Origin of the sequence: Micromonospora coerulea (assembly GCF_016598485.1) — a bacterium.
In the GTDB taxonomy this organism is placed as follows: domain Bacteria; phylum Actinomycetota; class Actinomycetes; order Mycobacteriales; family Micromonosporaceae; genus Micromonospora; species Micromonospora coerulea.
On sequence record NZ_JAEMUW010000001.1, the window covers coordinates 401,400 to 419,461 of the forward strand.

Sequence of the window (18,062 nt, forward strand, 5' to 3'; positions counted from 1 at the left end):
CCATGGTGGCTACCCAGACCGAGGCGCGACTGCTCGTCGTCGAGGACGATCCCAACATCCTCGAACTGCTCTCCGCCAGCCTGCGCTTCGCCGGCTTCGACGTGGCCACCGCGACGAGCGGCAGCGCGGCGCTGCACGCCGCCAAGGACCACCGGCCCGACCTGGTGGTGCTCGACGTGATGCTGCCCGACCTGGACGGCTTCGAGGTCATCCGGATGCTGCGCGAGGGCGGCACGCGTACCCCGGTGGTCTTCCTCACCGCCCGGGACGCCACCGACGACAAGATCCGCGGGCTGACCCTGGGCGGCGACGACTACGTCACCAAGCCGTTCAGCCTGGAGGAGCTGACCGCCCGGATCCGGGCCGTGCTGCGGCGTACCGCGACCGGCGAGCACGCGCCGTCCCGGCTCACCTTCGCCGACCTGGAGCTGGACGAGGAGACCCACGAGGTGCACCGGGCCGGCCAGCGGGTGCAGCTGTCCCCGACCGAGTTCAAGCTGCTGCGCTACCTGATGCTGAACGCCAACCGGGTGCTCTCCAAGGCGCAGATCCTCGACCACGTGTGGAACTACGACTTCCGGGGCGACGACAACATCGTCGAGTCCTACATCTCGTACCTGCGGCGCAAGGTCGACAACACCCAGCCGCGGCTGATCCACACCCTGCGCGGGGTCGGCTACGTGCTCCGCAAGCCGGCGGCGTGAACACGGTCCAGCAGGCCAAGGGGCGGCTGCGGAGCGTCCCGCTGCGGGTCAAGCTGGTCGCCTCGGTCCTGGCCCTGGTCGCCGCCGCGCTGGTGGTGATCAGTTCGCTCACCACGTACTTCCTGCGCAACTACCTGATCGGGCAGGTGGACGGGGAGTTGCAGGTAGCCAGCCTGCAGGTCGGCCGGGTGCTGCCCGACCTGGAAAGTGGCCGTGCCCGGGCGGCGCTGCCCACCGACTATGTCGTCGCGCTGGCCGACGACGAGCATGGCGGCAGGATCATCGGCTACGACCCCACGCTGAAGTCGGACGACCTGCCCCGGGTGCCCGCGGACGTGGCCGGGTTCCGCAACGAGGAGGGCGCGCCGTTCATCGTCCGCTCAGCGGACGGCCACGATCGCTGGCGGATGTTCTATCGGGAACTGCCCGACGGTCGGGTGCTCGGCGTCGGGCAGCACCTCACCGACGTCGACCTGGCGGTGAAGCGGCTGGTCTGGATAGACCTGCTGGTCGGCGGAGCGGTGCTGATCATCCTGGCGTCGGTGGGCGCGGCGATCGTCCGGACCAGCCTCAAGCCACTGGTGGAGATCGAGCGCACCGCGGCGGCCATCGCCGGCGGCGACCTGACCCGACGGGTGCCCGACCCGGAGGAGGGCCTCGACTGCCCCACCTCCGAGCTGGGCCGGCTCTCCCGGGCGCTGAACGCGATGCTCGCCCAGATCGAGGCGGCCTTCACCGCCCGCGCCGCCTCAGAAGCGGCGGCCCGCAGCGCCGAGGTCAGCGCCCGGGACGCCGCGGCAGCCGCGCAGGCGTCCGAGGCGCGGGCGCGGCGCTCCGAGGAGCGGATGCGGCAGTTCGTCGCGGACGCCTCGCACGAGCTGCGTACCCCGCTGACCACCATCCGGGGCTTCGCCGAGCTGTACCGGCAGGGTGCGGCCCGCGCGCCGGAGCAGACCGCCGGCCTGCTGCGCCGGATCGAGGACGAGGCGGCCCGGATGGGGCTGCTGGTGGAGGACCTGCTGCTGCTCGCCCGGTTGGACCGGGAGCGGCCGATCACGCTGGCCCCGGTGGAGCTGCCGGTGCTGGCGAGCGACGCGGTGCAGGCGGCCCGGGCGGTCGCCCCGGACCGCCGGATCGAGCTGGAGATCGAGCCGGGCTCCGGCACGCTGGTGGTGCACGGTGACGACGCCCGGCTGCGCCAGGTGATCGGCAACCTGATGACCAACGCGCTGACCCACACGCCGCCGGACGCCTCGGTGACCCTGCGGTTGCGTACCCAGCCGGGCAACCTGGCCGTGGTGGAGGTCGCGGACACCGGCCCGGGGCTGACCCCGGAACAGGCCGAGCGGGTCTTCGAGCGGTTCTACCGGGCCGACGCGGCGCGGACCCGGCGGGCCACCGGGGTCACCAGCACCGGACTCGGGCTGGCCATCGTCGCGGCGTTGGTCGGCGCCCACCACGGCACCGTCGAGGTGGCCGAGACGCCGGGCGGCGGGGCGACCTTCCGGGTCAAGCTGCCGCTGCTGCCGGACGCCCCGGACCAGGCCGACTGACTTTCAGAAAACATTCAGGCACGTTCCAGGCTGGTCGCAGTGCCAGGGGAGAAGGTGGTTCCATGACCGAGTACGAGACCGACCCACAGCGGTCGCCGGCTCCCGCCGACGCCGAGCCGTCGCATTCCACCGCCGAGCTGCCCCCCGTCGAGCGCGGGCAGTCCGACTCCACCACGCCGGCCGCCGCGCCGGTTCCGGCCGACTCCCCGGCCGCCGGAACCACCGCCGCCGCAGCGCCCGACCCCACCGCCGCCACCGAGGCCGGCCGGCCGGCGACCCCGGCCCCCGCGAGCCCGTACGGTCCGCCGACGGCGACCCCGTCCGCCCCGCCGTACCCGGTCTCCGGGCAGCCGCAGCACCCGGTCTCCGGGCAGCCGCAGCCGGGTACGCCCTGGTACGGCGGGCAGCAGCAGACCGGCTGGCCCGCCGGGACGCCGCACCCGGGTGGTACGGGCTACCCGCACACCGGCGGGCCGGTCCCGCCGTACCAGGGGCACCAGCCCTACCAGCCGCACCACCTGGGCCAGCCGCACCAGCCCGGCCAGCCGGTCCCGCCGTGGGCCGCCGCGCAGCCGGCCCGGCCGAGCCGGGCGGGCAAGTTCGTCGGCGCGGGCGCGCTGGTGCTGGCGCTGATGTTCGGCTCCGGCGTGGCCGGCGGCGCGCTCGCCCTGGCCCTCGACGGGGACAGCGGGGTCACCCGCACCTACACGGCGGCGCCCGTGCTCAACAGCGCCGACCTGCCGAAGATCGCCGCCGCCGTCCAGGACAGTGTGGTCTCGATCATCACGGACAGCGGTGAGGGCTCCGGGGTGATCCTCAGCGCCGACGGGTTCGTGCTGACCAACAACCACGTCGTCGCCTCCGCCAGCGGCGACACCGTGCGGGTGGTCTTCGCCGACGGCAAGACGGCGCAGGCCAAGATCGTCGGCACCGACCCGAAGACCGACCTGGCCGTGGTCAAGGCCAGCGGGGTCAGCGGGCTGAAGGCGGCGAAGTTCGGCGACAGCGACGGGATGCAGGTCGGCGACCAGGTGCTCGCCCTGGGCAGCCCGCTCGGCCTGCAGGGCTCGGTCACCGCGGGCATCCTCAGCGCCCGGGACCGCACCATCCAGGCCGGTGCCGAGGGTCAGCAGCAGAACCCGCAGCAGGCCGCCAGCTCCATCTCCGGCCTGCTCCAGACCGACGCCCCGATCAACCCGGGCAACTCGGGCGGCGCGCTGGTCAACACCCGGGGCGAGGTGATCGGCATCAACACCGCGATCGCGACCGCCGGGCAGGGCAGCAACGGCAACATCGGGGTCGGCTTCGCCATCCCGAGCAACAAGGCCAAGAACGTCGCGGAGAAGCTCCAGCGCGGCGAGAAGGTCAGCCACCCGTCGCTCGGGGTCAGCGTCAACGCCGCCGAGGACGGCGGGGCGCTGGTCGCGGCGGTCACCCCGGGCAGCGCCGCCGAGAAGGCCGGCCTCCAGCGGGGCGATGTGATCACCAAGTTCGGCGACAAGGTGATCAACGACTCCAACGACCTGGTCGGCGCCGTCCAGGCCGGCAAGGTGGGCGACCGGGTCGAGGTGCAGTTCAAGCGGAACGGATCGGCGCAGTCGGCGACCGTGACGCTCGCCGAGACGTCCTGACGGACACGGACCTTCCTCCGCCAGGCGGCGGGTGACGGAGCCAAGGGGGTTGGCTCCGTCGCCCGCCGCCTTTCCGTGCCCGCTCACCCCGGTCGGGTGAGCCGGACTCACCCCGGGCGGCGACACCCTCGACGGACGGGAACCGTACGGGGAGGGGACGCCATGACCACCGCAGCCGCTGTCCGCACCGATCCGGAGATCCAGCGGGACGTGCTCGACGAACTCGACTGGGACGCCCAGACGCGGCCGACGGAGATCGGCGTGACGGTGTCCGGGGGCGTGGTGACGCTCACCGGCTGGGTGGACAGCTACGCCCGCCGCTGGGCGGCCGAGCGCTGCGCGCACCGGGTCCGCGGGGTCCGGGCGGTCGCCAGCGACATCGAGGTACGCCTCGCCGGCACGGACAACCGCACCGACGGGGAAATCGCCATCGCGGCCGGTCGGGCGCTGGAATGGGACAGCTTCGTGCCCGCCGAGCGGCTGGACGTCACCGTCGCGAACGGCTGGGTGATGCTCCGCGGCGAGGTCGAGTACGGCTTCCAGCGGCGTACCGCCGAACGGGAGCTGCGCCGCCTGCGCGGCGTACGCGGGCTGACCAACCTGGTGGAGGTGCGTGCACCGAGTCCGCCCACCGACGAGCAGATCCGCCGGGACCTGCAACGGGCGCTGATCCGGCGGACCGGTACGGAACGCATCGAGGTGCGGGTCAGCGGGGACACCGTGCTGCTCGCCGGGGTGGTCCGCTCCTGGTGGCACCGGGACGAGGCGGAACGCGTGGCCTGGGCCATGCCCGGCGTCCGGGAGGTGCACGACCGGCTCGTGGTGGCCGGGTGACGCCCGGCTCGCGTCGTTTACCGCAATCGGGGCCGGGAAAGCGCCGCCGATCACGTTCGCCGGGGACCAACGGGGAGGACTTGTGGCCATGAACCACGCGTCGGACCGCGCGCGGCCGTTGCGGATCGCGATGCTGGCGCCGCCGTGGCTGTCGGTGCCGCCACCCGGCTACGGCGGCCTGGAACAGGTGGTGGCCGGGCTGGTGGACGCCCTGGTCGGGATCGGTCACGCGGTGACCCTGTTCGGCGCCGGCACGGAGCACGGCACCACCGCCGACTTCGTCTCCACGGCGCCCGACCTGCAGTACGAGCGGCTCGGCGAGGCGCTGCCCGAGCTGGCCCACCTGGCCCGGGTCAACCAGCTGGTCTCCGCCGCCGACTTCGACGTGATCCACGACCACACCACCATCGGCCCGCTGGTCGCCAGCCGGCGGGCGGTGCCCACCGTGGCGACCGTGCACGGCAACCCGGTGGGGGAGTACGGCGCCGTGCTCAGCGGCACCGACCGCGGCGTCGGCCTGGTCGCCATCTCGCACACCCAGCGGCGGGCGAACCTGGGGCTGCCCTGGGTGGGCACGGTGCACAACGCGATGCCGGCGCAGGACTTCCCGCGCAAACGCGCGCCCGGGCGGGGGCCGGTGCTCTGGCTCGCCCGGTTCAGCCCGGACAAGGGCCCGGACCTGGCGATCCGGGCCTGCCGGGCAGCGGGGCTGCCGCTCACCTTGGCAGGCAAGTGCAACGAGCCGGCCGAGCGCCACTATCTCCAGCAGGTGGTCGAGCCGATGCTCGACGAGGACGTGAACCTGGTGCTGAACGCCGACCGGCAGGCGACGTTGCGGCTGCTGCTCGACGCCCGGTGCCTGATCATGCCGATCCAGTGGGAGGAGCCGTTCGGCATGGTGATGCTGGAGGCGATGGCGACCGGTACGCCGGTGGTGGCGCTGCGCCGGGGCGCGGTGCCGGAGCTGGTCCGCCCCGGCCTGACCGGGCTGATCTGCGACCGCCCCGACGAGCTGCCACAGGCGCTGCGCGAGTCGTCCCGGCTGGATCCGGCCGACTGCGTCGCGCACGTCGCGGAGAACTTCTCGGTGGAGCGGATGGCGCGCGGCTATGAGGCGGTGTACCGGAGCTTCCTCGGCGTCGGCACAACGGAACCCGGCGCGCGGGTGCCGGTCCGGTTGGCGGCCGGCTGACCGGTCAGGTCCGCGCCGGGGCCAGCGCGGCGGCCGCGGCGTCGAGCTGACGGACGTACGAGGTCGCACTCGGCGACGGCTCCGGCCCCCTGGGTGATCGCGGCGCCAGGGCCGGGCGGCGGCGGCGGGCCGGTTTCGGCACGCGTGCCAGGATGAACGTCATGAGTGGCGGTCCGGTGGCGTTCGTGCTCGGCGGCGGGGGAGTGCTCGGCGCGGTCGAAGTGGGCATGCTGCGGGCGCTGTTCCGGGCCCGGATCCGCCCCGACATGGTGCTCGGCACCTCGATCGGCGCGGTGAACGGCGCCCTGGTGGCGGCCGACCCGACCGAGGCGGTGACCGACCGGCTGGTCCGGCTCTGGGCCTCCCCGGAGGCCAGCGAGGTGTACGGCGACTCGGTCGCCCGGCAGCTGCGCCGCTTCGCCGCCCGGACCCACCTGCACTCGCCCCGACCGCTGCGCCGCCTGCTCGAGAGCGAGCTGGGTGAGGAGACCACCTTCGCGGACCTGAAGGTGCCGTTCCGCTGCTGCGCGGCGAACATCGAGCGGGCCGCCGAGCACTGGTTCCACAGCGGACCGCTGGTGCCCGCGGTGCTCGCCTCGGCGTCGGTACCGGGGCTGCTGCCGCCCACCCAGATCGACGGCCAGCACTACATCGACGGCGGGATCGTCAACTCGATCCCGATCGGGGAGGCGGTCGCCGCCGGCGCCACGCGGATCTTCGTGCTCCAGGTGGGCCGGATTGAGCGGGAGCTGGTCCCGCCCCGGCGGGCCTGGGAGATCGCCCAGGTCGCCTTCGAGGTCGCCCGGCGGCACCGGTTCGCCCGCGAGATGGCGGCCCTGCCCGACGACGTGGAGGTGCACGTGCTGCCGACCGGTGGCGGGGGGCCGCGGGACGACAGCCCGTGGGCGTACCGGGACATGGCGGCCGTGGGGCGGCGGATCAGCCGGGCCTACACCGCGTCCCGGCACTACCTGGCGACCCAGCTGGACCACTGATGCCGCTGCCGCCCCGGTGGGTACGCCGGTTGCTGCTGGCCCCCGGCGTGGTGCTGCTCGCCGTGGCGGTGGTGACCACGCTGCCGGTCTGGGCGCTGCTCGCGCTGGCCGCCTCGCCGCTGGTGCCCGGCCGGCTGCGCCCGCTGCGCCTGCTCTGGATCGGCACGGTCTACCTGGTCTGGGACGCGGCCGCGCTGCTCGCCCTCTTCCTCCTCTGGCTGGCCTCCGGCTTCGGCGTCCGGAAGCGGTCACCGGCCTTCCAGCGGGCGCACTACGTGCTGGCCGGGCGCTTCCTCCAGGTGCTGTTCTGGCAGGCCCGCTGGACGCTGCGGCTGAGCATCGACGTGGTCGGCACCGACCCGGACACCGCGCTGCCCGGCCGACCCGAGCTGGTGCTCTGCCGGCATGCCGGGCCGGGTGACTCGTTCATCCTGATCCACGCGCTGGTGAACTGGTTCCACCGGGAGCCCCGGATCGTGCTCAAGGAGAGCCTGCAGTGGGACCCGGCGATCGACGTCCTGCTCAACCGGCTGCCCAACCGGTTCATCGCCCCCGGGCCGGACGGCCGGGACACGATGATCGCGCAGATCGGCCACCTCGCCAGCGGCCTGGACGACGACGACGCGTTCGTGATCTTCCCGGAGGGCGGCAACTTCACCCCCAGCCGGCGGTTGCGGGCCATCGCCCGGCTCCGGGCGCTGGGGCTGGAGCGGATGGCGCTGCGCGCCGAGCGGATGCAGCACGTCCTCGCGCCGCAGCCGGGCGGGCTGCTCGCCGCCCTGGACGCCGCCCCCGACGCCGGGATCATCTTCGTGGCGCACACCGGGCTGGACCGGATGCTCACCGTGACCGACGTGTGGCGCGAGCTGCCGATGGACAAGCGGATCGTGATGCGGTTCTGGTCGGTGCCGCCGGAGGAGGTGCCCACCGGCCGGCAGGAACGCATCGACTGGCTCTTCGACTGGTGGGCGCGGATCGACGGCTGGATCGCGGCCAACCGGGACGGCGTCCCGACCGGCTGACCCTGCGCCGGCCCGCCGATCCAGCCGATCGGCAGGAATGCCACGTAGGGTGCGCTGGTGGAGCAGATCTGCGTGGTGACGACGGTGGTGGACGCGCGCGGCGTCGCGGACGTGCTGGCGGCCGCGGCCGTCGCCGGGCGGCTGGCGGCGTGTGCCCAGGTCGGCGGGCAGGTGGACAGCACCTACTGGTGGCAGTCGGCGATCCAAACCACCGCCGAGTGGTCGGTGCAGTTCAAGACCGCCCCGGACCGGGTGACCGCCCTGGTCGACCAGCTCCGGGCCAACCACCCGTACGAGGTGCCGGAGATCCTGGTGATCCGGGTGGAGAGCGGCAACCCCGACTACGCGGCCTGGGTGCACGAACACACCCGTCCCTAGGTACTCCTACTCTGGGCAGCCGGCCGCCCGGGCACGATGCTGTGCCGGTGGAGAACACCGGCTACCCCTGTCCCGGCTGTGGCGCGCCCGCCGACCTCGGCTCCGGCTGCCCCGGCTGCGGTCGCCCGCCGTACCCACCCGCGGCCGAGGTGGTCCGGCTGGACCGCGAGATCGCCGCGCTGGTGCCGGAGGTGGAGCGGGCCCGGGAGACGTACCAGGACCTGCTGGACCGGCTCGGGTCGGTCCGACAGCGCCGGACGGAGCTGGCCGCCCGGATCCGCCGGGAGATCCCGCCGCCGCGCCCGGTCCCGGTGGCGGTCCCGCCGCCGGCCGTGGTCCGGCCCGGCCGGCCCGAGGCCTCGACCCGCACCGTGCAGGGGCTGCTCTTCGTCCTCGGTGGACTGCTGCTCGGCACCGCGGCGATCGTCTTCACCGCCGTCGCCTGGGCGGCCGTCGGGGTCGCCGGGCGGGCGCTGATCCTGGCCGCGGTCACCGTGCTCGCGCTGGCCGTGCCGCTGGTCGCGACCCGGCGGGGGCTGCGCGGCACCGCCGAGACGTTCGCCGCGGTGGGACTGCTGCTGGTGCTGCTGGACGGATACGCCGCCTGGACGGTCGACCTGTTCGGGGTGGCCGGCTGGCCGGGGACCCGGTACGCCGCGCTGGTCGGGGGGATCGGCGCGGCGGTGGCGGCCGGCTACGCCCGGCTGAGCCGGCTGACCGTGCCGTGGTTCGCGGCGCTGCTGGCCGCGCAGCCGGTGCTGCCGCTGGCCGCCGCGGCGGCGCGGCCGTCCGCCGCGGGCTGGGCGCTGGTCTGCACCGCGGTGGCGCTGGGCGACCTCGGGGTGGTGGTCGCCCTGCGCCCCCGGGTGCCGGCCCCGGCCGCGTCGGTGCCGGGCGGGACCGGGGTGGCCGGTGGGGGGCCGGTCACCCCGGCGGCGCGGAGCGGGGGAGCGGTGGCCGGCGGGGGGCCGGTCGCCGCGCCGCACCCGGCGGTGGTCGCCGGGTGGATGCTCGGCTGGCTCGGTCACGCGATCGCGCTCGCCGTCGCCGCCGGCTGCGCGCTGGTGCCCCTGGCCTGGGGCCGGGCGGCCGGCACCCCGCTGCTGGCCGGCGGACCGCTGCTGGTGGTGGCGCTCGCCCTGCTCGGCGGGGCGCTGGCGGCCGGTGGCCGGACCTACCGGTCGATCGCGGCCGGGCTGTTGGTGCCGGTGCTCGCCACGGCAGTGCTCCGGCCGGTGGCCGAGCTGCGTCCGGGGCTGCTGCTGGCGGCGGCCGGGGCGGTGGTGGCCGGGCTGGCCGGGGCGGTGCGGACGGTGCCGGCGCGGGCGCGTACCGGGCCGCGGATGGGGGCGCTGGTGGTGGCCGGCGGGCTGGCCCTGGTGGTCACGCTGGCCACGGTCGTGCTCGCGGTTGGCGCCGTCCTCCGGTCGCTGCCGCCGTGGCGGGGCGCCGCCGCCGGACCGGATACGCACTGGGGCTGGCAGTTGCCCGTCGCCGTGCTGCTGACCGCTGCGGCGGTGGCCCTGCTGCTGCCCCGGGCCGCCCGGTCGGCCGTCGCGGTGCCGGGCGGGGCGCTGGCCGTGCTGGCCGCCCCGGCGGTCGCGGTCACCCCGTGGCCCGTGGTGGTGGCGGCCGACGTGCTCGTGGGCGCCGCGCTGCTGGCGGCCGCCGTGTACCGGCCGCGCCGGGGGTACGCCACCGTGCTCGTCCCGGCCGTCGCCGGGGCCGTCCTGCTCGGCCACGGGCTGCTGGTCGGGCTCGCCGAGCCGGTCGCGGCGGGCGCCGCGCTCGCCGTCGTGGTCGCGGCCGGCGTGCTGACGGCGGCGTGGGGCCGGCGGGGCGCCGGCGTGCAGCCGACCGTCGGCGGGGTGGCGCTGGCGGCGGCGATGCTCGCCGCGCCGGCCGGGGTGGCCGTCGGGCTGCTCGGTGCCGGGGCGCCGCCCTGGTGGCAGCTGCGCGGGGCGTTCGCCGCCGTCGGGGTGCTGGTGGTCGCCGTCCTCGCCGTCCGTCGCCGGTGGCCGGAGCTGCCCGGGTACGCCAGCACCGGGTTCGCCGCCGCGCTCGCGCTGGTCGGTACCGCGCCGCTGGTCGTACCGGGGGACGAGCGGGTGTCCCGCTATGCCGGCCTGGGCGTGCTGCTGGCGCTGGCCACGGGTGGCGGTGCCCGGCCGGGCACCGCTGCGCGCCTGGTCGGGGCCGGGCTGTCCGGGCTGGCGTTGCTCGCCGTCGCGCCGGCGACCCTGCGGGTGCTCGTCGACCTGCCGGTGCCGACCTTGTCCGGGGCGCCCGCCGTGGACCAGGTGCCGGGCGCCGCCGACGCCGGCCTGACCCTGCTGCTGCTCGGTGCCGCCGCGGCGGCGTACGCCCGGATCGTGCGCGGCGGGCGGTGGGTGCCGGCGCTGGCCGGGCTGGCCTTCGCCGCGGTCGGGCTGCCGGTGCTGCTGGTGGCGGCCGGCGCGCCCTGGCCGGTGCCGCCGGCGGCGGCGTTCGGCGCCGGGCTCGCCGCGCTGCTGGTCGCCGCGATCGCCGCGCCGCGCCCGCCGCTGCTCCCGGTCACCCTGCCGGTCGGGCTGGCACTGACCGTCCCTGGGCTGGGCGGGCTGCTCGCCACCCGGGCCGGGGCGCTCGCCGGGCTGGGTGCGCTGGTGGTGGCGGCGGCCGTCGTCGGCGTGGCCGGGCGGCACGCCGACACCCGGCTGGCCGGCTGGCTGTCGGGGGTGGTGGCGGCGGTCGGCTTCGCGCTGACCGCGGCGCTGGCCGGCGGCCTGCCGCTGCGTCCCGCCGCCTTCGGGGTCCTCGCGGTGGCGGCGCTGGTGCTGTTCGCCGCGCCGCTCCTCGCCGCCCGGGAGACCACCGCGCGGGAGGCTGTCGGCGGGGAGGCCACCGCTCGGGAGGCCGCCGCCGGGGAGGCCGTCGCCGGGGAGGCCGTCGCCGGGGTGGCCCGACGGGCGGCGGCCGGTCGCGAACCGGCGTTCCGGGTGGCGCTGGAGGCGGCGGCCCAGGCGGTCGCGTTGCTGGCGCTGCTGTTGACCGGGGGCGCGGCGCGGTACGCGGCGACGGTCTGCGCCCTCTGGGGCGTTGCCGTGGCCCTGCGGGTGCTGCGCCGTGCCGAGTCGCCGGCGCGGCGCTGGATCCTCGCCGGCATCGCCGGCGGCAGCGAGCTGCTCGGCGGGTGGCTGCTGCTGGCCGCCGGCGGGGTGGTGCTGCTGGAGGCGTACACGGCGCCGGCGGCCGGCCTGGCCCTTGCCGCCGGCCTGGTGGCGCTGCGCACCCGGCCCGGGCTGAACAGCTGGCTGGCGCTCGGCCCGGGGCTGGCCGCGGCGCTGCTGCCCAGCCTGGTGTCGGTACTGGTGGCGGCGGAACCACAGCCGTGGCGACGGCTGGTGCTCGGCGTCGTCGCGCTCGGCGCGGTGCTCGCCGGGGCGGTCCGGCGCTGGCAGGCTCCGGTCCTGCTGGGGTCGGCCACCCTCGTCCCGCTCGCGCTGCACGAGCTGGCTCGCGGCTGGGACCTGCTGCCCCGATGGATCTACCTCGGCCTCGGCGGGCTGGCGCTGATCGCGCTCGCCGCCACGTACGAACGGCGCCGGCGGGACCTGGCCCGGCTGCGGCTGATGGTGGGCCGGATGAGCTGAGGGTGGGGTCAGCCCCACCCCCAGTTCGGGGGGGTACCGTATTACTCAGCGCAACCGTGCCGACCAGACTCGGTACGCGGGCCCCGCCACCGGGTGGGGTCCACACGACCGAGGAACGGGGAGCGCGGATGACGTCTTCGACGCTGGCGGCACCATCGGAACGGCGAGGCAGTGATTACGCACGGTTGTCCCGCCGGGTCGCCGAGGCGGGCCTCTTCGCCCGCCGCCCGGGCGGGTACGCGCTGCGGATCGCGCTCACCCTGGGTGTCTTCCTCGCCGGCTGGGCGGTGGTGGTCGCGATCGGCGACTCCTGGGCGCAATTGCTGTTGGCGGTGGGAATGGCGGTGGCCACCACGCAGGTGGCGTTCCTCGGCCACGACGCCGGGCACCGGCAGATGTTCCGCCGGCGCGGCCACAGCGAGGCGGCCGGGCTGATCGCCGGCAACCTCGCCGTCGGGATCAGCTACGGCTGGTGGGTCGACAAGCACAACCGGCACCACGCCAACCCGAACCACGAGCACGAGGACCCCGACGTCGGCGCGGGCGCGCTGGTCTGGACGTACGAGCAGGCGGCGGCGACCCGCGGCATCCGCCGCTGGATGGCCCGGCGGCAGGCCTGGCTGTTCTTCCCGATGCTGCTGCTGGAAGGGCTGGCGCTGCACGTGTCGAGCGTCCGGGCGCTGGTCGGCCGGGAACCGGACGGGCGGTGGCGCACCCCGGTGCGGCACCGGGCGGTCGAGGCGTTGCTGCTCGGCGCGCACGCGGTCGGCTACCTCGGGCTGCTCTTCACCGTCATGTCGCCGGCGAAGGCGCTGCTCTTCCTCGCCGTCCACCAGGGGCTCTGGGGGTTCTACATGGGCTGCGCGTTCGCCCCGAACCACAAGGGCATGCCGATGCCGTCCGCCGACGACGACCTCGACTTCCTGCGCAAGCAGGTGCTCACGTCGCGCAACGTGCGCGGCGGCCACGTCGTCGACCTGGCGCTCGGGGCGCTGAACTACCAGATCGAGCACCACCTCTTCCCGAACATGCCCCGGGCCAACCTGCGCCGGGCGCAACCGATCGTCCAGGCGTACTGCGCCGAGCAGGGTATCGGGTACGCGGAGACCGGGCTGGTCGAGTCGTACCGGCAGGCGCTGGGCCACCTGCACGAGGTCGGCCGCCCGCTGCGGGCGTGAGCGGGTCCGGGGCGGGGACGGCGACCGTCCCCGCCCGGCGTGACGCTCAGGAGCCGAAGGCCGTGGCCAGCTCCGCGGGCGCCTCCTCGGTCTCCGCCGCGGGTGGCCTGCGCACCGCCACGGGCGCGCCGAAGTCGAAGTAGCTGCGGGCCGGCGGTCAGCGTAGCGGCTCGCCACCAACAGGTGCGGTTCGATTTCCGGCGTGCGTCGACCGGCCCCGATGAGCGCTCCCGGTAGGGTCGACGCATGGCAGACGTGCTCACCGCCGAGGCGGTACGGGGCGAGCTGGACGGGCTGGCGGGCTGGTCGGGGGATCCGGCCGGGATCAGCCGCACCGTCGAGCTGGGCAGTTTCCCGGACGCCATCGCGGTGGTCGACCGGGTCGCCATCGCGGCCGAGGAACTCGACCACCACCCCGACATCGACATCCGATGGCGGACCCTGACCTTCCGTTGCGTCACGCACTCCGCCGGTGGGGTGACCCACCGTGACGTCGCGTTGGCCCGGCGGATCGACGACATCGTCCGGAGCGCCCGATGAGATTCGAGATCAGCAAGGTGCTGGACGCCATCGAGGGTCGGGTCTGCACCGATCCGTCGTTGGCCCGCGCCGTGGTGGACCTGGCCGAGGTGATCCGCTGGCAGGATCTCGACGGCGGCCGGCCGGGCAGCCTGCTCCGGCTCGGCATGGTGATCGACGCCCTGGCCCGGCAGCTGGAGGAGGACAGCGTCCCGGTCTACGCGATCGTGCACCGGGCCCTGCTCTCCGACGCCGACCTGACCTCGAACGAGCGGATGGTGGTCCGCCGCTGGGCCGACGACGGCCTGGTCGAGGTGCTCGACAACCCGGGCGACCGGATGCTGGAGGTGGCCGACCTGCTCGGCCTGCCGGTGCTCAGCCGGGTCCGCTTCGACGGGCAGGGTGGTCGGTTCCCCTGGCTCGGGCAGCCCGGCCGGGTGCTCGCCCCGGTGCCCGGGGCCGGCGGGCCGGTCTTCATCGCCCACGTCGGCGGCGGGCAGAGCCCGGCCACCGGCACCCCGTCGCCGGTCGGCGCGAAGCTGCTCGGCCGGCAGTGGCGCTGCCCCGAGCCGGGCTGCGCGCTCTTCGGTGTGGGCGGTGGCGGCGGCGCCTTCGCCGACCTGGCCCGGGTGGACCGTGCCCCGGCCGGCCAGCCGCCACCCACGCTGCGGGGCGGCGTGCCCACCTGCCCCCGGCACGGTGTCCGGCTCGGCGACGCCGGACCGCGACCCCGCACGGAGGTGCTGGCGGTGCGGATCGGCGGGCTGGTCCGGCGGCGCTTCGTGCTCACCGAGACCCAACCGGTGCTGGTCGGGCGGGCCCCGGAGCAGGCCGAGGGGATCACGCTCGGGCAGTGGCTCAACGACGAGTCCCGGCGCTGGATCAGCCGCAGCCACGTCCGCTTCGAGCTGCGGGTCGGCGAGGTGGTGGTGACGGACACCAGCACCAACGGCTCGGGCATCCGCCCGAAGGGCTCGATGGCGGAGCCGGACCGACTCCCGCTCGCCCCGCAGCAGTCCCGGGTGCTGGGCGAGGGTGACATCGTCGAGCTCTACCCGGGCGTGCAGATCGGTCGGCCCGATGAGCTGCCGACCGGCGCCCCGTTCACCCCCGCCTCGGTGATGGCCGAGGCCCCCACCATGGCGATGCGACTGCCGCGCCCCTGAAACCCACGAAAAAGGGCGCCGGGACCGTGCGGTCCCGGCGCCCTTTCGCGTACCCGTGGCTCAGGCGGCGAGCACGGCGGCGAGCTGGGCCACCGCGTGGTCGATCTCCTCGCCGGTGATGACCAGCGGCGGGGCCAGGCGGATCGTGGAGCCGTGGGTGTCCTTGGCCAGGACGCCCCGCTCCATCAGCCGCTCGCAGGCCTGCCGGCCCGTCATCAGCGCCGGGTCGATGTCCACGCCGGCCCAGAGGCCGCGCACCCGGACGGCGACCAGGCCCTTGCCGACCAGCCCCTCCAGGCCGGCCCGCAGCCGCTCGCCCAGCTCGGCGGAGCGGCGCTGGAACTCGCCGGTGGCCAGCAGCCGGACCACCTCGATGGCGACCGCGCAGGCCAGCGGGTTGCCGCCGAAGGTCGAGCCGTGCTGGCCCGGCTTCAGCACGCCCAGCACGTCCGCGTTCGCGGCGACCGCGGAGACCGGCACGATGCCGCCGCCGAGCGCCTTGCCCAGCAGGTACATGTCCGGCACGACGCCCTCGTGGTCGCAGGCGAACGTGTGACCCGTCCGGCCCAGGCCGGACTGGATCTCGTCGGCGATGAAGAGGACGTTGTTCTCGGTGCAGAGCCGGCGGACGCCCGGCAGGTAGCCCTCCGGCGGCACCACGACGCCCTGCTCGCCCTGGATCGGCTCGAGCAGCACCGCGACGGTGTTCTCGTCGATCGCGGCGGTCAGCGCGTCCAGGTCACCGTAGGGGACGACCGTGAAGCCCGGGGTGTACGGCCCGAAGTCGGCCCGCGCGTCCTCGTCGGTGGAGAAGCTGACGATGGTGGTGGTCCGGCCGTGGAAGTTGCCCTCGGCCACCACGATGTTGGCCTGGCCCGGGGTGACGCCCTTGACCTGGTAGCCCCACTTGCGGGCCACCTTGATCCCGGTCTCCACCGCCTCGGCGCCGGTGTTCATCGGCAGCACGAGGTCCTTGCCGCAGAGCTCGGCCAGCTCCTTGCAGAAGTCGGCGAACTGGTCGTGGATGAACGCCCGGCTGGTCAGGGTGAGGCGGTCGAGCTGCGCGTGCGCGGCCTCGATCAGCTTCGGGTGCCGGTGGCCGAAGTTCAGCGCGGAATAGCCGGCCAGGCAGTCGAGGTAGCGCCGGCCGTCCACGTCGGTCAACCACGCGCCCTCGGCGGAGGAGACCACCACCGGCAGCGGGTGGTAGTTGTGCGCCGTCCAGCGCTCCGCGTCGCGGACCGCCCCCGGCGTCCGCAGCATGTCCTCGATCACTTGCTTGCCTTTCCCTGACGGAGTCGCAACGTGCAGCACTTGGGTCCGCCGCCGGCCTTGCGCAGCTCGGACAGGTCGATCCCGATGGTCTCGTAGCCCCGGTCGCGCAGCTTGGCGGCCAGGTCGGTGGCCTGGGCAGGCAGCACCACGTGCCGGCCGTCGCTGACCGCGTTCAGGCCCAGCACCTCCGCGTCGGCCATGGTGGCGTGGATCGCGTCGGGGAAGAGCCGGCGCAGCACCGCGCGGCTACCGGGCGAGAACGCCTCCGGCAGGTACGCCACGGTCCGCTCGTCGAGCACCGTCAGCGCGGTGTCCAGGTGGTAGAAGCGCGGGTCCACCAGCTGCATGGTGATCACCGGGTACCCGAAGACCTCCTGGAGCTGGGCGTGCGAGGCGTGCGCGGTGCGGAAGCCGGTGCCGGCGAGCAGGTGATCCCCGACCAGCAGGACGTCACCCTCGCCCTCGTTGACGTGCTTCGGGTCGTACATCTCGAAGCCCGCGGCCTCGAACCAGGCGCGGTAGGCGGGGGCCTCGTCGGCGCGCTGCGGGTCGCGGAACTGCACCGCCATCGCCTTGCCGTCGATCACCGTGCCACCGTTGGCGGCGAAGACCATGTCCGGCAGGCCGGCGACCGGCTCGACCAGCTCGACCTCGTGGCCCAGGTCCAGGTACGTCCGGCGGAGCTGCTCCCACTGCCGGATCGCCAGGTCGGCGTCGACCGGCGCGGTCGGGTCCATCCACGGGTTGATCGCGTAGTCGACGGCGAAGTACGTCGGCCGGCACATCAGAAAACGCTGCCTGATGGCGTCCATCGTCATTGTCCTGCTCCCAGCGGTCGGGCGCGCCCGGCCACCGTGGCCCACGGGCTGGCGCCGTTGGTCAACGGTATGCGGCGCAGGCCAACGACATCCACCGCCGGAAGTTGCGTTGGACGCCGGATCGTTGCGTGTGGGCTGTAGGAGTCGGCGATTCGTTGCGTCTGGTCTTCACCGGCCCGTCGACGTGGCGCGCGGGCCGTCCGCCGCCGGCCGACTGCCGGTCGGGGCGACGCCACCGGCCGCCGCCGAAAACGCTTCGGGGGCGGCGAATCGCCGCCCCCGAAAGAGGTGTTGCCCGGCCGGTGAACCACCGGAGCTGATCGGGCGTGCCGGCGCACCGCCGGCGAGCCGGGAAGTGCCCGTCAGAACAGGTCGGCAAACTGTGAGTCGAGCCACTCGCGGAACCGGCCGACCCAGTCTCCGTCGGTGGTCGGCCAGTCGAACTGGCCGGTCAGCGCGACGATGCCGAGCACCACGGCGGCCACGCCGACGGTGATGCCGATCAGCGCGTCCAGCTTGCCGGCGACGTGCCGGCGGCGGGTCGCGATCAGGCCGAGCACCGCGAGGACCGCGCCGACCGCGCCGAGCCCGACGCCGTACCCGGCGAGGGTGCCGGTGAGCACGAAGAGCGCGCCCGCCACGGAGACGATCAGGCCCAGGGTGGCGAGCAGGCTGGCCCGGGGCTTCGGGCCGACGGCGACCGGCTCGGCGCGGCCGTCGAGGTCCCGGTCCACCGGCCGCTCCACCACCCGGTCCCGGCTCCGATCCAGGTCGACGGTCTGCTCCTGGGCCGGGCCCGGGCCCACCACGGCGCCGGGCTGCGCGGTGTCCGAGGCCACCGGCCGCACGGTGGCGGCCCGCGCGGTCGCCGACCGGCGCCCCGCGTCGGAGACGCGGTCGTCGTCGGTGGCGGTCGGGGTGCTCCGGTACGTCGCCCCGTCGTCGTCCCGGTCGGTGACCGCCGGCCGTTCCGCCGTGCCGTCCACCCGGTCCCTCGTCGCGGCGCGGTCCCGCTCGTCGACGTGCCCGTCGCCGTTCACGTCCCCGCTCTGCGCCGGTCCGTTCCGGCGCGACAAGATCTTCACTTCACACCTCCTGGTCAAGGGCGTGGAGGCCGCGGAAGCGCAGTGGCAGCCACGCGTAACAGAGAGGACGTACCCCGTCG

15 protein-coding genes are annotated in these 18,062 nt (G+C 75.2%); 12 read left to right on the plus strand and 3 right to left on the minus strand.

Annotated elements, in window-relative coordinates; translation table 11 throughout:
- Positions 1-2: 2 nt before the first annotated feature.
- The 12 genes from I8N68_RS01980 to I8N68_RS02035 all read left to right on the plus strand — a co-directional run bounded on the left by I8N68_RS01980 (position 3) and on the right by I8N68_RS02035 (position 14,804).
- Positions 3-704, plus strand: coding sequence for a response regulator transcription factor (locus tag I8N68_RS01980; RefSeq protein WP_200206763.1), 702 nt, complete (start codon positions 3-5; stop codon positions 702-704).
- Complete coding sequence (locus I8N68_RS01985; RefSeq protein ID WP_200206764.1) at positions 701-2,257, plus strand: HAMP domain-containing sensor histidine kinase; 1,557 nt, start codon at positions 701-703, stop codon at positions 2,255-2,257. Before I8N68_RS01980 ends, I8N68_RS01985 begins: the two co-directional genes overlap by 4 nt.
- A gap of 62 nt (positions 2,258-2,319) precedes the next feature.
- Positions 2,320-3,888, plus strand: coding sequence for a S1C family serine protease (locus tag I8N68_RS01990; protein ID WP_200206765.1), 1,569 nt, complete (start codon positions 2,320-2,322; stop codon positions 3,886-3,888).
- Between the two features lie 162 nt (positions 3,889-4,050).
- The gene (locus I8N68_RS01995) at positions 4,051-4,722 is read left to right on the plus strand and encodes a BON domain-containing protein (protein WP_200206766.1); all 672 of its coding nucleotides are present in this window, start codon (positions 4,051-4,053) and stop codon (positions 4,720-4,722) included.
- An 88-nt stretch (positions 4,723-4,810) separates the two neighbouring features.
- Complete coding sequence (locus I8N68_RS02000; RefSeq protein WP_200206767.1) at positions 4,811-5,914, plus strand: glycosyltransferase family 4 protein; 1,104 nt, start codon at positions 4,811-4,813, stop codon at positions 5,912-5,914.
- Positions 5,915-6,075: 161 nt separating this feature from the next.
- Complete coding sequence (locus I8N68_RS02005; RefSeq protein WP_200206774.1) at positions 6,076-6,909, plus strand: patatin-like phospholipase family protein; 834 nt, start codon at positions 6,076-6,078, stop codon at positions 6,907-6,909.
- Positions 6,909-7,931: a 1-acyl-sn-glycerol-3-phosphate acyltransferase gene (locus tag I8N68_RS02010; protein ID WP_200206779.1), complete on the plus strand. Its 1,023-nt coding sequence runs from the start codon at positions 6,909-6,911 to the stop codon at positions 7,929-7,931. The genes I8N68_RS02005 and I8N68_RS02010 overlap by 1 nt, the downstream gene beginning before the upstream one ends.
- Positions 7,932-7,988: 57 nt before the next feature.
- On the plus strand, positions 7,989-8,309 hold the full coding sequence (cutA, locus tag I8N68_RS02015; RefSeq protein WP_200206780.1) for a divalent-cation tolerance protein CutA: 321 nt from the start codon (positions 7,989-7,991) through the stop codon (positions 8,307-8,309).
- A 47-nt stretch (positions 8,310-8,356) separates the two neighbouring features.
- Entirely contained in the window at positions 8,357-11,941 is a 3,585-nt protein-coding gene (locus I8N68_RS02020) for an SCO7613 C-terminal domain-containing membrane protein (protein ID WP_200206782.1), read from the plus strand.
- 128 nt (positions 11,942-12,069) lie between these two features.
- Positions 12,070-13,119, plus strand: coding sequence for a fatty acid desaturase family protein (locus I8N68_RS02025; RefSeq protein WP_200206784.1), 1,050 nt, complete (start codon positions 12,070-12,072; stop codon positions 13,117-13,119).
- A 246-nt stretch (positions 13,120-13,365) separates the two neighbouring features.
- Complete coding sequence (locus I8N68_RS02030; RefSeq protein ID WP_200206786.1) at positions 13,366-13,659, plus strand: 4a-hydroxytetrahydrobiopterin dehydratase; 294 nt, start codon at positions 13,366-13,368, stop codon at positions 13,657-13,659.
- Positions 13,656-14,804 (plus strand): FHA domain-containing protein, encoded by a 1,149-nt coding sequence (locus I8N68_RS02035; protein ID WP_200206787.1) that lies wholly within the window; start codon positions 13,656-13,658, stop codon positions 14,802-14,804. Before I8N68_RS02030 ends, I8N68_RS02035 begins: the two co-directional genes overlap by 4 nt.
- Before the next feature lie 60 nt (positions 14,805-14,864).
- Here the strand turns inward: I8N68_RS02035 and rocD are convergent, their stop codons facing one another.
- From rocD to I8N68_RS02050, 3 genes are all read right to left on the minus strand, one after another.
- Positions 14,865-16,079: an ornithine--oxo-acid transaminase gene (gene rocD, locus I8N68_RS02040; protein ID WP_200206788.1), complete on the minus strand. Its 1,215-nt coding sequence runs from the start codon at positions 16,077-16,079 to the stop codon at positions 14,865-14,867.
- On the minus strand, positions 16,076-16,891 hold the full coding sequence (ddaH, locus tag I8N68_RS02045) for a dimethylargininase (protein ID WP_200206974.1): 816 nt from the start codon (positions 16,889-16,891) through the stop codon (positions 16,076-16,078). Before ddaH ends, rocD begins: the two co-directional genes overlap by 4 nt.
- Positions 16,892-17,259: 368 nt before the next feature.
- Positions 17,260-17,982 (minus strand): DMT family transporter, encoded by a 723-nt coding sequence (locus I8N68_RS02050; protein WP_200206789.1) that lies wholly within the window; start codon positions 17,980-17,982, stop codon positions 17,260-17,262.
- Between the last annotated feature and the right edge of the window lie 80 nt (positions 17,983-18,062).